Source organism: Neobacillus sp. PVCKKU3, assembly GCF_058323225.1.
In genome coordinates, this window is record NZ_JBLVQN010000011.1 from 62,085 (window position 1) to 75,820 (window position 13,736).

Consider the following 13,736-nt stretch of genomic DNA (forward strand, 5'->3'; position numbering starts at 1 on the left):
AAAGAAGGATGCTTGGCATAATGCCAGCATCCACATTTATCATGGTTTATATCCTGGAACGAAAGGACACCACCAACACGTAGTTCTTACCTTTTTGAGTTTTCGAATTTTCATCCTCCTACCTCCTTAAATAATGTCATTTTGTCATTCCATGGATATTTAGAATGAAATTCAACCCATGCAGGATAAACCTTCTTAAATTGTTCAACCAGCATTGGATCAAATTGAGAACCCTTCCCTTCAATGACCCGGCTGTAGGCTTCCTCTACAGGCATAGCCGCCCGATAGGATCGGGAAGAAGTCATTGCATCAAAAGCATCTGCAATAGCGGTAACTCTAGCAAGTAATGGAATCGCTTCTCCCTTTAATTGATCAGGATAGCCTTTTCCATCCCAGCGCTCATGATGAGAACGAATAACACTAATAGTATCCTTTATTCCCTCGACATCTTTTACCGCATCAGCACCAACCACAGGATGAGATTTGATAATTTCATATTCATCATTACTTAATTTGCCAGGCTTCATTAAAATTGAATCAGGAATGTGAACTTTACCTATATCATGTAATAAACAGGAATAATAAAATGATTTTTGTTCATCTCGTGAAAAACTGCCAATTTCTTTAGCTAGTAACAAGGCGTAGCTTGCGACACGCTCACTATGTCCCCTAGTATATGGATCTTTTAACTCTAAAGTTGCAATAACCCCTCTAACCATCCCCTGCAATTGGTTATCATAGGAAGTACTTATTGAACGAACATAACCTTGAAAACGAACCAATAAAAAGAAAGACATTATTGAGAGAACAGCAACTAAAATAATTGGAATTAAGACATAGGAGTTATTTAATATAATGCCGATTAAGGCGTATTTTAAAGTAATTCCAAGGCTAACTAGCCAAAAATATTTTGTATTAATAAATAGAGGTAATGATAAAATCAAATATACCTCAACAATATTCCCAGTAAAATATGAATCTCCTCTACCGTAATACATAAGTATATCAACAATAAAAGTCGTAAATAAATAACTAACAAAGAATACATATTTAATTAATGATTGCTTGTTTTTACGAATTAAATAATATGATACAGGCAGTAATATTAAAATAACTATATAGGTAAGGTATAAATATTTATTAGGTACCCCAATATCTTTTTTTGCTATAAAGACAGGAAAAAGATAATAGTAAAAAAAATCATACCCTAACAAAATGATATAAAAAAACACTAGAAACCATTTTACAGTCTGTTTCTCTTCATGTTGTATCATAAAATCCTCCAAATTACCCATCACATTTGGTCTGTCCAAATAAGATAGATAAAAGAATTTCAATCTTAAGCATATATAGACAAAATCTATAAAAATTCTTTGTTCCTCTACATTATATCTTATTAGTTAAACCCTTGAAACATTTAATTTAGCTGATTTTTGTACAATTCGAGAACTAAACTTTAAAAATATTATTCTGGGATATTGGCAATCTGACTATAACTTTAGTCCCAACTCCCAATATACTCTCGATTTTCAGTCTGCCGCCATGGCCTTCAATAATTTCCTTAGTAACAACTAACCCTAGACCTGTCCCATCTTTTTTGGTCGTATAAAATGCTTCGAAAATATGTTCAAGTTTGTCCACCTCGATACCGGGGCCTTCATCCTCAATCACTATTAACAACGACGATTCTTCTGTCATTTTCATTTGGATTTTTAATAAACCACCATCTGGCATGGCCTCAACCGCATTCTTTAACAAATTAATAAATACTTGCTTTAATTGTTTTTCATCACAATCAATCAAAGGTATTGTAGCATCGGTATCCATTTCCACGTTCACACCTTGAACCTCTGCCTGCTGACAAATTAATGAAACTGTATAATCAACAATTCCTTTCATATCGGCCTTTTTAAAATTAATTTCCTTTGGTTTTCCCAGGTACATAAGGTCATCTACAATAGAATTTATTCTCTCAATTTCCTGAATCATAATTGGATAAAAGTCACTGCTATTTGGATTCGATTCATGTTGTAATTGGGTAAACCCTTTTAGTGATGAGAGCGGGTTTCGAATTTCATGCCCTATCGCTGCTGCCATTTGGCCTATCACTGCAAGTTTTTCTTTTTTATTCAGTTCCTCATGAACAGATGTTAAAGACTTTATATATGAATAAAATCTAATTAAAATGATAAAGGCAATTGCCGATAAAATGATAATGATGAAAATAGGCGGTATGATATTAGTATCGTGGAGTATTAGCCCTATTAGAACATACCTTCCAATCAATCCTAAAGTTACACTCCAATAGTATTCCTTATTAACAAACACTGGTGAAAAAAAGACAAACAAAAGCTCTACTATATTTCCTGAAGCAAACGTTAGATTAGTTCCATAATACTTCATAATAAGATCTATGCTATCAATTAGGATGTAACCAAATAACAAAAGGTATTTGACAATATAAGGATTTCCCTTTTTTATAAATGAAACGGAGATTGGCAGAAGCAAAAATACTAAAATATATAGCCAATAACCAAGTCCTCTACCAGGGAATTGAACCGCTCCGTAGTCTGTAAATCTTGGTAAAACAATATACCAAAAAAAATCATATGCAATAAAGAAGAAATAAAATAACCATAAAAATAACTTTATTGCCTTTTTTTCTTCATATATTAGCTTCGGACCTTTGCTACTTATTTCCATGAGTGTTCTCCTTAAAGTAGATACTATTCTAAAAATTCAATTTTTTGTTCATTACTCATACTATTCTACCATTTTTTTAGAATAACATTATAAAATAAATGAAAAAAACGATGATTTTCGACATTTTCTTATTGGGAAAATTTAAAGGGAGTCCCATTTGATTGGAACTCCCCTTTAAATTAGCTGACCTTTTTCAATTGTCCAGATGAATTATTTAATGTCGAATGCTTTCGTCCATAGCCAAAGTAGACGAACAATCCAATTACCAGCCAAACACCAAAACTAATCCATGTTAAAGCCGGCAGCTGTACCGCTAAATATCCGCAGAACAAGAATGCCAAAATCGGAATATACGGTACAAACGGGACTCTGAAGCCTGTTTTAGGCACTTGGTTGTTTTTTCGAAGATATAAAATCCCGACTGAAACTGTCATGAATGCGAACAAGGTTCCAATGTTTGTTAATTCTGCCAGTTTACTTAATGGAACAAACCCAGCAATAACAGACACCAATAAACAAATGATCCAAGAGTTTACAACCGGTGTTTGTTTCTTTTCATCGACCTTGGAAAACACTTTTGGCAGCAATCCGTCACGTCCGATTGCGTAGAATAGGCGGGATTGTCCGAAAAGTAAAACTAGAAGTACCGTTGTAATACCGGTGATTGCCCCAATTGAAATGAAACCGGCCACCCAATCCTGATGGATATAGGTTAAGGCGAATGCAACCGGGTTTTTCACCCCCAACAGATTATAAGGTACAATTCCCGTTAGGATAGCGGAAACAACAATATATAAAACCGTACAAACAAGCAATGAAGCAATAATTCCGATAGGCATGTTGCGTTGCGGGTTTTTAACCTCCTCAGCAGCTGTCGATACAGCATCAAAGCCAATATATGCAAAGAAAATCGTAGCCGCTCCAGTCGCTACGCCGGAGAATCCGAATGGCATAAAAGGAGTCCAGTTAGCTGGCTTTACATACCATACACCAACACCAATAAATAAAAGAACAACAACAAGCTTGATAATTACCATGACGTTATTTAGACGGGTAGATTTCTTTGCCCCCTGAGATAAAAGCAAAGTAAGTAAAAAGACGATAACGATCGCAGGAACGTCAACAAATGTTCCGTTTGCAGGGTCAAACGCACTTGTTATGGCTTTCGGAAAATGAATCCCAAAACCTGCAAGCAGCCCTTGGAAATAGCCTGACCAGCCGCTGGCAACCGCCGCTGATGCAAAGCCGTACTCGAGAATCAAATCCCAGCCTAAAATCCATGCGATCAATTCACCAAAGGTCGCATAGCTGTAAGTATAGGCACTTCCGGAAACCGGTACATTTGAAGCAAATTCCGCATAACAGAGGGCAGCAAAAATGCAAGCTAAACCTGATAAGATAAAAGAAATAATGAGCGCTGGCCCAGCATGTTCCGCAGCAGCAACTCCTGTGACAACAAAAATTCCGGTCCCTATAATGGCCCCTATCCCAAGCATTGTTAAGTCAAAGGCACCCAGCTCCTTCCTTAAGGCGGCACCTTTTTTCTCTGATTCCTGAATCAGGTCCAGAACTGATTTCTTCCTAAATAAATCCATTTATTATTTAAACCTCCTCGGGTTCAATGTTCAAATTTTCCGAAAATACAAATAAAATTTATATCGGTATAATATAATCTTTTTACTGAAAAAGCAATATTTTTATAAAAATAAAAAAACTGGTAATATTACACTGGGAATATACTGGTTTTATATTGAATTAATATAAAATAAAACTTATTAAAATTCATCGTTTTAGCTATTTTGATATAGTTTGACTGAATAAAAAAACAGATGACATCAAACGAAAGGATGTCATCTGTTTTTACATTATTTTAACTGCTGTCGGTTCTTCATTAATGATACTGCTAACTAACTCTTCTTTTTTACCTGCTGGAAGAACAATTGTTACCGTTGTTCCCAAACCTGTTTCGCTTTGATAGAAAACCTTTCCTTTTATCGTTTCAATAATTCTTAAAGATACCGAAGTCCCCAGCCCCGTTCCCTTATCTTTGGTCGTATAAAACAATGTTCCAATCCTCGATAGTTGTTCGGGTGTCATTCCTTTTCCGTTATCAGTAATCAAAACGGAGGCATGGGTTTGGTCGGACCTTGTATGTATCGTCACAACGCCTTCCTCTGAGGTGGCTTCAATCGCATTTTTCACAAGATTTACAAGAGCCTGTTTTAACTGATTTCGATCTGTATAAAGGCAAAAATCGGATGTGTCCAATTCACTTTCTAATTGTACACCCTGCTTTACAGCATAAGGTTCGAGCAGCGTGACTATTTCCTTCAATATGTCTTTTAAGGCGAATTCTTCTAGTTTTTCCAATTTCGGCTTGGCAAAATTCAAGTAATCGCTAATGATCGCCTCAGCCCGTCCTAATTCACTTAAAACCAGCCCGAAATATTCATAATTCTTCCCTTTCTCATCCTGCTGCATCAATTGTAGAAATCCCTTTACCACTGTTAATGGGTTGCGGACTTCATGGGCGATAGAAGCCGCCAGTTCACTTAATGTATTAAGCTTTTCTGCTTTAAGTATCTCTTCCTTCATTCTATTTTTCTCAATCAGCCCTTCATATAACTTTGCAGCAAGCATTAGGGAAGCGGTATAAATAAGAGCGAAAAGCAGTAAATCGGGAATGTTTATAAACAACTTGAAGGTATTTCCATTTAGATAATGATAAGTTAGAAGTGATAAATAACATAGAATTAAAGACCAGACGCCCGATAATAAAGTGAACTGTACTCTTCGATTTGAAGAAGCATTCCAAAAGCGGGTTCGCAAAAGGTAAGGGACAATAGAAGTAAGCAGGCAGCCCACAATGGCGTAATGGACACTGCTACCACCCATCATAATGCGGGCTCCAATAATAGAGGCTATGACCATCCCGCCGCCAGCAGGTCCTGCATATAAAATGGCAAGAATAAGCGGAGCGTAGCGAAGATCCCAAATAAGGCCATAATTTGAATAACTAAAAATCATGCAGGCTATTGCTGCCAGACTGTGCATGGACCCACAGATGATTGGTGAATTCCACTTTTTCTTAAAGTCAGTTAAAGCACTACAAAGCAGGACTGGTGCTAATACAATTAACAGTTGCAAAAGAAGCTTTTCCGCCAGCATCGTCATTCCCCCGAGGAATCAATTATATTATCCATTACAATACGACAAAAAACGGCACTTTCCTCCTAATGCTGAAAATTTTTTGGCAGGAAGTGTCGAGATGGCGGTTTTTGTTCTCCGGAAATCTTTTAAAAAGACGTCAACGGCTGATGCCGGTAAAGTTTCCATAGTATACATAGCATTTGCGGTCCTCATCAATCTCCCTTGAGTCCATCGCAAATTCTAAAAACTTTTCTCCCCTTTTTATATAGATGAAATCTGAGTGAAGGGCAGCGAGCACTTCGTCGTGCTCCCAAATTTCTTTTTGATCGATTAAAATGCTCCCCTGTTCGGTCAGTTCCCTTGTTTCAAATCCAATATGCGAATGATATTTCTCCAGCGTATCATTGCTGAACTCTTCTTTGTCAACATAAATGACTGCCGTTCCGTCTGGGTCAAGTGCAGTAGCAGTAACCTTGTACGTCTCATTGTTTTTTACAAAATATTCACAGGTCATTCGCGCGGCCGCTTCCGACTTGGAGATGTCGTAGTAGTGCCATAACGCCGGGTATTGTTTATTTTCTTCATCAAGTCGATACTCAAGTCTCAAATCAATCTCTCCTTTTTCTTTTACTTTTCCATTGTTTTCCTTAAAATTCATTTTATAATAAAATTACAAATTGAAAAAGGAGAGTGAGAAGTTTGAAGAAAACTAGATTGCTTATTACGGGCGTTCTTACTTCTCTTATGGCCGGAACGATCGCTGGCTGTTCCGACGACCTGCCGCCCCAGCCGGATGACAGTAGCTGCCGGGACTGGGATTGGGATGATGAGCAAGGTGTCTGGCAATGTGACGACACAGGTTCTAGCCATTATGGACACTTTTTTTATGGCGGCAAATATTTCCGAAATAAATCTTCGCTTCTGAAATCCTCCTCCTATAAGTCCTATCATTCCTCTTCCAGCTTTAAAGGGGGCTTTGGCAGCGGAACGAAGGGCGGATTTGGGGGTTAGAATGGGGGATTATTCTACACGGCGCAGACAGTTTTATTCGCAATTCCCGTCCTTTTGGTCAGACTTATATGACAGTGAATACAGTTTATTTCACACTTTCCCCATTTCAAGTACAACCGCTTTGCTGATTAGAGAAGCAACGGAGCGAATGGGCAGAGTCTTTTTTAAAACAGCAACACTTCTACGGAGCCTTCCGGATGAGCAGCTCTTACAGCTTGGATACCCGCTTGAGAGCCTTCCATTTTTACGATTGAAAAATCCTTTTCCGGAATCAGTAATTTCCCGGTTTGATTTTGCTGTAACAGAAACGGGTGTGAAGTTGCTGGAATTTAACAGTGACACGCCGACCTTTATTGTGGAATGCTTCCACATCAACGGGAAGGTTGGCAAGGAATTTGGCTTAATCGACCCGAATCAGGGCGGGGAGCGGCTTCTTTCTTCAGGTATTACCAAAGCGGTATTAGAGGCAGCTGAGGGAAAAACCTCCCCAAATGTCGTTTTTACAGCCCATCAGGATCACATGGAAGATTGGCAGACAAGCGTTTATTTAAGCGAGCTTTGTCAGGTAAAAAATAAATTGGTTCCATTGGCTGACCTGCGGATTACAGATGGTGCCTTAACGGATGCCGATGGGATCCCTATCGATGTACTATACCGGCAGACATACCCGCTTGAACATTTACTGGAGGACAGAGATCCAATCAGCGGCGCTTTAGTTGGTATTGAACTTCTACAGCTAGTAAAAGATGGAAAGCTGGCTGTGGTCAATCCTATTTCAGCTTTTTTGCTCCAGCCAAAATCGGTCCAATGCTTAATTTGGGGATTGGCGGAGCAAGGCGTTTTTTATTCTGAGGAAGAACTAGGGTGGATCAAGGAATATATGCTGCCGACCTATCTTGATCCGGATGACTTTGTTGGCAAGGCACCCTTTGTTGAAAAGCCGTCCTTCGGGCGGGAGGGGGACACTGTGACGATTTGGGATGCTCATGCTAGGGTTTATGAACAGAATGCATTTGCAACCTATAAGGATGAATTGTCAGTCTATCAATCTTATTGTTCGCTTCCGACAATAACGCTTGAAACAGAAAAGGGGCTGGAAGAGCTTTCCTATGTTATTGGATCCTTCCTCATCGCTGGAAAACCAAGTGCGATTGGAATCCGAGCAGGAGGAAAAATTACCGGCAATGAGTCTTACTTTTTGCCAGTTGGAGTAAAAAAGGGGGAATAATGGATCATGACGGATTTTTTATTATATTTGGCGGTTTCGCTTGGTTTGTTGATTGTTGGGCTTTTTCTCATGGAGGTCACAACCAAGGTTAAGGAATTTTCCTTAATAGCTAAAGGGAATAAGGCAGCGAGTTTTGTTCTTGGCGGCAGACTGCTGGGCCTCGCGATTGTGCTGTATTCTACGGCAGCTAATTCGGTTTCTTTGGCGGATATGGCCATTTGGGGCGGAATTGGAATTTTAGCACAGATTATTGTGTTTTATTTGGCGGAGTGGCTGACGCCAAGGTTTAATGTCAATCAAAGCATTGAAGCCGATAACCAGGCAGTTGGACTTTTTTTGATGTTTTTGTCGGTTTCTATCGGCGTGATTATCGCTGGATGTTTAACTTATTAGGTTAAAAAAACGCATCTCCACCGGGATGCGTTTTTTATATCCTTTGATAAGTTTTTTTGTCGCAAATAACAAACAGTCTCGCTTCTTTTGGGATAGGGTCGTGCCATTTTTTGAGGATGTTTAAGTCATCCCGATCGGCTATCAGCTGTGCTCCTTTATTTTTCAAGGATTCGTAGGCCTCGCCGTATGTTTTCCATTCCGATTTTAATTCTACCTCCCAAAGGTCGCTCCCAGCGTCCCCATCCCTTCTGCTTAATAATTGTGTAAAAAGATGGCTCGTACCCTTGGTTTGGGCGGATTTAGCCATAAGGTTGGATACAGATTGGTGAGAAAGAATAAACTCGTCGATTTTTACATGGTTAAAATTACCGACATGCCTTTCATTTAATATTTCTGCGATGGTGTAAATATTATTTTCTGTTCCTTCATCATAGCGTTCGATGGAGGAAGCGGTTAGGAGTGTTTTCCCGTCAGCTAAATCGGGATTGGTGATGCCGTCAGGAGCAAACAGCAATACCGCTTTTGCCTTTTCGATTCTTGCCCTTTTGAGGGTCTCATCATCAGTAGGGCTTCCTTGTATGTAGAGGAACCGTTCATGCTCATACGGCGTTTTCTCCAATTCGTCAATTAGTACAATTTCCGTTTTGGGCTCCGCTGCAAACAGCTCTTTAATCGTGTTTTTGCTTTTGGCTGTCCAGCCAACAATGACAAAATGATTTTCACCTTTGAAGGTCATCCTGCCTTCCTCCTTCATTTGCTTATACCTGGAAACACTGTCGATAATCATCCCGATGACTGTGCCAAAAAGCCCGATACCCAGCGTATAGACGATGACCATCGCCCAGATCTGCCCCAACTGCGTCGTCGGGTAAATATCGCCGTATCCGACCGTTGTCATTGTAGTCATAATCCACCAGACTGCGTGAAAGGTATTTTCAAAGGTTTTCGGCTCTAGCATTCTCATAATCTCTGCATTGATAAATATGTAAATGGTTGTGAAAAGGATGACGGTTCGATAGCGGTATTTGGATGCCGTTAGAAATAATCTTCGGAAGAAGATCATGAAGGGACACCTCCTTTCATAATTAAAATTCATTTAAAATAAAGGATTCGATTGAACCGGGATCCATATATCTGTTTGTTCAAGCTGTCCGGCTAGAGCATACAATAAATCTTCCCGTCCCCGGGCGGCCATGAATTGTACTCCGACCGGCAGTCCATCCGGGGTGAGATGCACAGGAACTGTCATCGCTGGCTGACCGGTTAAATTGGCAAGCTGTGTGAAAGGAGTTCTCTTCAGATTATTTTCCGCTACCTGTTCGACCGTGCCGACCTTCTTCAAAATACCGCTCAAGGATAGCTTCCCTGCAGCAGTCATCGCCAGTTTCTCTGAACTGGTTGGCTCGAGTTCCCCGATTTTTGCCGGAGGGAAAGCGGTCGTTGGCGTCATAAAGAAGTCGTATGTTTCATGAAATGTTTCCATTGCAATGGCCGCATTATCCCATTCGCGAATACTTAAAACTATTTCTTCAGCAGATGTGGCCTTTCCAACTAACCCTAAAATCCAAGTAGGCAGCTCCACATCGCCCATCTTCGCTTTCCGGCCAAGGACATCTTCTAGAGATGCCAATGTTGCCGCCACTTCCCCGAAATACATCGTTAAATAGCTTTTTGCAAGTTTCCTGCCGTCCACAGGCGCATCCATTTCGACCACATTATGACCCATCGATTCCAGCAACCTGGCTGTTTTATAGACTGCCTCCTGACATTCCTTGTGGACCTCGGCCCCTAAGGGAGACTGGACTGAAAAGGCAATCGTTAATTTCTCTGCTGGTCCGCCCTGTACCTCCTGAAGGTAGGAGCCTGCAAATGGCGGGGCATGAAAGGCAGCCGCTTTTTCGTAAATCTTGATTTCATCAAGCATCGCCGCACTATCTCTTACCGTTCTTGAGAGGATATGGTCAACAGAAGCCCCCTGCCATAGCCGGCCATAAACGGGACCGACCGGAGTCCTGCCTCTAGTAGGTTTCATTCCAAAAAGCCCGCAATAAGAACCTGGAATCCGAATCGACCCGCCGCCATCATTCGCTCCAGCAATCGGTACGATTCCAGTCGCAACCGCCGCTGCCGAACCGCCGCTCGAACCGCCTGGTGTATGCCCTAGATTCCATGGATTTCGGGTAGGGCCATAATATTTTGGCTCGGTAATGCCCATTAAGGCGAATTCCGGTACATTAGTCTGCCCGACAAATATGACGCCCGTCCTACGTACTTGCTTTACATAGGTGGAATCTGATTTTGCCCGGTAGCCCTGATACGCCTTAGAACCAGCCGTAATCTTCTCCCCTTCCACTTCTTGAGCAATATCCTTTAACAGCATTGGCACACCTGCAAAGGTCCCCTCTAAATCAACATTTTTCGCCTGCTTTTCGGCTTTTTCGTAAAATTTATTTATCACAGCGTTAAGCTTTGGGTTATGTTCCTCAATAGCTTTGATGGCTTCCGAAAGTACCTCAGTCGGTTTCACTTCTTTCTTTTTTAACAACTCCGCCAATCCCAGTCCGTCATAATTCTTATAATGAAAGCCCTCCATCTGGTCCCCCCCTTTTTTAAATAAATACTTCTATTTACTATTCAAATAATCCTTTTTATAGAAATGTTTAAAAAAAGCAGAAACCGCGAAGTCACTTTTATATTACCTATTGACAAACTTTAACTAACCATGTATTATTAAAATTCTTGCTTTTCATTTGTATAACTTGAAATAAATAGAGGATACACAATGTAAGAATTTTACTGGCTTTTCACTCGTGTTTTTTTTGGAAAGACTTATTCACACTGGAACGGCCTCGGAGCCGTAAGGATGTTAGAGAGGTAGGGCTGGCATCGTTTAGGTTTATAAAACCTACTGGTGGAAATTGTACCGCGGCATATTTAATTAAGAAATATTTAAATTTTTACATGAAGGCAGCATAATGAACTTGCAGCAATTCAAGTTACGATAAATCATAAAATAAGGAAAGCAATAGAAGGCAGAGGAGCTATTCCTCTGCCTTCGTCCAATTTTCGGGAAACTATTGGATCACGATTGCTTGTTTGCCCATTTGCTCCCAGGCCTTGATGAAGTTTTCGCGGTCTAGTTTTTTGTTCTTTGTACCGTATGGGTCATTGACATAGATGTAGGACTGGTCGTAGCCAGTAATCACCACGCTGTGTTCACTGAAGGTGATGTCGATTCTTCCCTCTGGGGTATTCCAGGTTTGAAATACGTTAACTGGTGTAAAGTTTACTGTCGTGATAATCCAAACCGGAAGTCCTTGGCTTACTTTTCTTAACAGATCTGTAAAAGGACTGCTAGTTAAATTTATGGCACGTTCCCCAGCGTATTTTTGGGCAAGCTCGTAAACGGGGCCATTGTACACCCCAAGTCCTGGCCCATGTGCCATATCTCCAACAAATCCGGTATTTGGATTTCCTTTAAGACCATTGCTGTAGGTAAACGGAACTGTTTTAATATTTTTAGCAAGCTCGTTTTTCGTCACTTTGATTCCATGATATTGCATTACCATCGCAAGGCTTGTCACTTCACAGCCATTATAGAGCAGCGGTTTATCCATTTGATTAATCAACGGGACATCAAGCAGTTTGCTCTCAGGTAAAATAGGACCATCTTTTTGAAGCGCTATCTGGCGTGTTTTTAGAGGCGGAGCTTCCGAAACCGTTTCTATTGCTGATCGTATTGCTTTAACCCCAATTATGGTCTTTGAACCAAACAGAGTCGCTATGATTACAATAAACAAGATAATCGTTTTCTTCATAAATGATAAATACCCTTCTTGTGAACTTTTCAAGTAGTACTAATATACTAATATATTACTATACCAAACATTAAAAGAACCTAAAAGAGGAAAAGTTTCCAAATGATATCCAGAGGCTGTTCCAGGTATAAAGATGTAAGGACAGCCCCTTAGAAAAAATTTATATTTTTAATTTTCTTTCATTGATTTTCCGAATTACTTGGTTGATCACTTCGGAGAAAACTAGCCCAAAGGCGATGGTTCCCGCAAGCATCAAAACCTGAGCAGCAGAACCAAGTGCCGTGTTATAATTCTCTTCCACAAAATTTCTCATGGCATTATAAGCGAGTCCCCCTGGAACTAATGGAATAATTCCCGCAACACTAAAAATAATCACAGGGGTTTTATATAATTTTGCCAATTCCTGGCTTAGCACAGCTATAAAGACCGTCGCCAGTAATGTTCCTAAAACAGGATCATCATAATAACCTTCTACAAGATAATAAACCAGCCAGCCTCCTGCACCAATCAACCCGCATTTCACCAAGGTATTCCTCGGTGCATTAAAAAGGATGCCAAATGCCCCTGTTGCAATAAAGCTGGTTATGACCTGAGCTAAAATATCCACTTTTCCAAGACCTCACTCACAAGAATTTCAGTATGACCGCAATTCCAGCCCCAATGGCAAAGGCTGTCAGAAACGCTTCGGCACCTTTTGACAGTCCGGAAACAAGGTGGCCCGCCATTAAGTCTCTAATGGCGTTGGTTACTAATAGACCGGGGACTAACGGCATGACCGATCCAATAATGATTTTATCCAGCTGATGGCCCACCCCGACGATTACAAAAAGCAAGGAAAGCAACCCAATCACAAATGCCGCCAAAAACTCGGAGAAAAACTTGATCGGTACAAATCGATGGAAATAAACAAAGCTTAAATATCCCGCACCTCCGGCAATCATTGAAGGCAAAAAATCATTCCATTCTCCCTTAAACATAATCATAAAACAGCCGCTTGCCAAGGAGGCTGCCGCGACCTGCATCCTAAATGGGAAGGAAAGGTCCTTGGCTTCAATTTCCTTTAGCTGTTTCATCGCCTCTTTACTGTCCAGATCACCGCTTGATATTTTTCGTGAAATACTATTCACAATGGCGACCTTCTCTAAATCTGTCGAACGCTCTGAAATTCTAATCAACTTGGTTTTTGTCGGTTCCGACCCTTCGGCAGAAAAAATAATACCCGTTGGCGTCACATAGCTATGTGACTTTTCAATCCCGAACGAGGCTGCCATCCGCATCATCGTATCTTCCACCCGATACGTCTCCCCGCCGCTCTGAAGCATAATTTTTCCTGCCAGAAGACAAACCTCCATAATTTCATACGTTCGTTCTGCTTCATTATTCATCTATATCTCACCACATCAATTTCAACATTTGATAAATAGTTTAATTCA

13 protein-coding genes are annotated in these 13,736 nt (G+C 40.4%); 3 read left to right on the plus strand and 10 right to left on the minus strand.

From position 1 onward, the window contains the following. Window positions 1–110: 110 nt before the first annotated feature. The 5 genes from ACNQGS_RS09780 to ACNQGS_RS09800 form a co-directional block, all read right to left on the minus strand. Window positions 111–1,274, minus strand: a complete 1,164-nt coding sequence (locus ACNQGS_RS09780) for an HD-GYP domain-containing protein (protein ID WP_491487147.1) — start codon at window positions 1,272–1,274, stop codon at window positions 111–113. A gap of 175 nt (window positions 1,275–1,449) precedes the next feature. Further along, entirely contained in the window at window positions 1,450–2,703 is a 1,254-nt protein-coding gene (locus ACNQGS_RS09785) for an ATP-binding protein (RefSeq protein WP_491487148.1), read from the minus strand. Window positions 2,704–2,882: 179 nt separating this feature from the next. Then, complete coding sequence (gene bcaP / locus ACNQGS_RS09790; RefSeq protein WP_491487150.1) at window positions 2,883–4,298, minus strand: branched-chain amino acid transporter BcaP; 1,416 nt, start codon at window positions 4,296–4,298, stop codon at window positions 2,883–2,885. Between the two features lie 265 nt (window positions 4,299–4,563). Next, window positions 4,564–5,871 (minus strand): ATP-binding protein, encoded by a 1,308-nt coding sequence (locus ACNQGS_RS09795; protein WP_491487151.1) that lies wholly within the window; start codon window positions 5,869–5,871, stop codon window positions 4,564–4,566. A gap of 139 nt (window positions 5,872–6,010) precedes the next feature. Beyond that, window positions 6,011–6,460 (minus strand): hypothetical protein, encoded by a 450-nt coding sequence (locus tag ACNQGS_RS09800; protein ID WP_491487152.1) that lies wholly within the window; start codon window positions 6,458–6,460, stop codon window positions 6,011–6,013. Between the two features lie 92 nt (window positions 6,461–6,552). Between ACNQGS_RS09800 and ACNQGS_RS09805 the strand changes: the two genes are divergently transcribed. The 3 genes from ACNQGS_RS09805 to ACNQGS_RS09815 are packed head-to-tail and all read left to right on the plus strand — an operon-like array spanning window position 6,553 to window position 8,485. Then, window positions 6,553–6,864, plus strand: a complete 312-nt coding sequence (locus ACNQGS_RS09805; RefSeq protein WP_423801109.1) for a hypothetical protein — start codon at window positions 6,553–6,555, stop codon at window positions 6,862–6,864. A 1-nt stretch (window position 6,865) separates the two neighbouring features. Continuing rightward, on the plus strand, window positions 6,866–8,092 hold the full coding sequence (locus tag ACNQGS_RS09810; protein ID WP_491487202.1) for a glutathionylspermidine synthase family protein: 1,227 nt from the start codon (window positions 6,866–6,868) through the stop codon (window positions 8,090–8,092). Window positions 8,093–8,098: 6 nt separating this feature from the next. Next, window positions 8,099–8,485 (plus strand): DUF350 domain-containing protein, encoded by a 387-nt coding sequence (locus ACNQGS_RS09815; RefSeq protein ID WP_491487153.1) that lies wholly within the window; start codon window positions 8,099–8,101, stop codon window positions 8,483–8,485. Between the two features lie 34 nt (window positions 8,486–8,519). On the opposite strand, the gene ACNQGS_RS09820 is transcribed toward ACNQGS_RS09815, so the two are convergent. From ACNQGS_RS09820 to ACNQGS_RS09840, 5 genes are all read right to left on the minus strand, one after another. Continuing rightward, window positions 8,520–9,548, minus strand: a complete 1,029-nt coding sequence (locus ACNQGS_RS09820) for a potassium channel family protein (RefSeq protein WP_491487154.1) — start codon at window positions 9,546–9,548, stop codon at window positions 8,520–8,522. 33 nt (window positions 9,549–9,581) lie between these two features. Then, window positions 9,582–11,078 (minus strand): amidase family protein, encoded by a 1,497-nt coding sequence (locus tag ACNQGS_RS09825; RefSeq protein WP_491487155.1) that lies wholly within the window; start codon window positions 11,076–11,078, stop codon window positions 9,582–9,584. A gap of 481 nt (window positions 11,079–11,559) precedes the next feature. Next, on the minus strand, window positions 11,560–12,303 hold the full coding sequence (locus tag ACNQGS_RS09830; RefSeq protein ID WP_491487156.1) for a C39 family peptidase: 744 nt from the start codon (window positions 12,301–12,303) through the stop codon (window positions 11,560–11,562). Window positions 12,304–12,463: 160 nt separating this feature from the next. Further along, window positions 12,464–12,910 (minus strand): threonine/serine exporter family protein, encoded by a 447-nt coding sequence (locus ACNQGS_RS09835; RefSeq protein ID WP_378587250.1) that lies wholly within the window; start codon window positions 12,908–12,910, stop codon window positions 12,464–12,466. Window positions 12,911–12,926: 16 nt separating this feature from the next. Continuing rightward, the gene (locus tag ACNQGS_RS09840) at window positions 12,927–13,688 is read right to left on the minus strand and encodes a threonine/serine exporter family protein (protein WP_491487157.1); all 762 of its coding nucleotides are present in this window, start codon (window positions 13,686–13,688) and stop codon (window positions 12,927–12,929) included. Window positions 13,689–13,736: the final 48 nt, after the last annotated feature.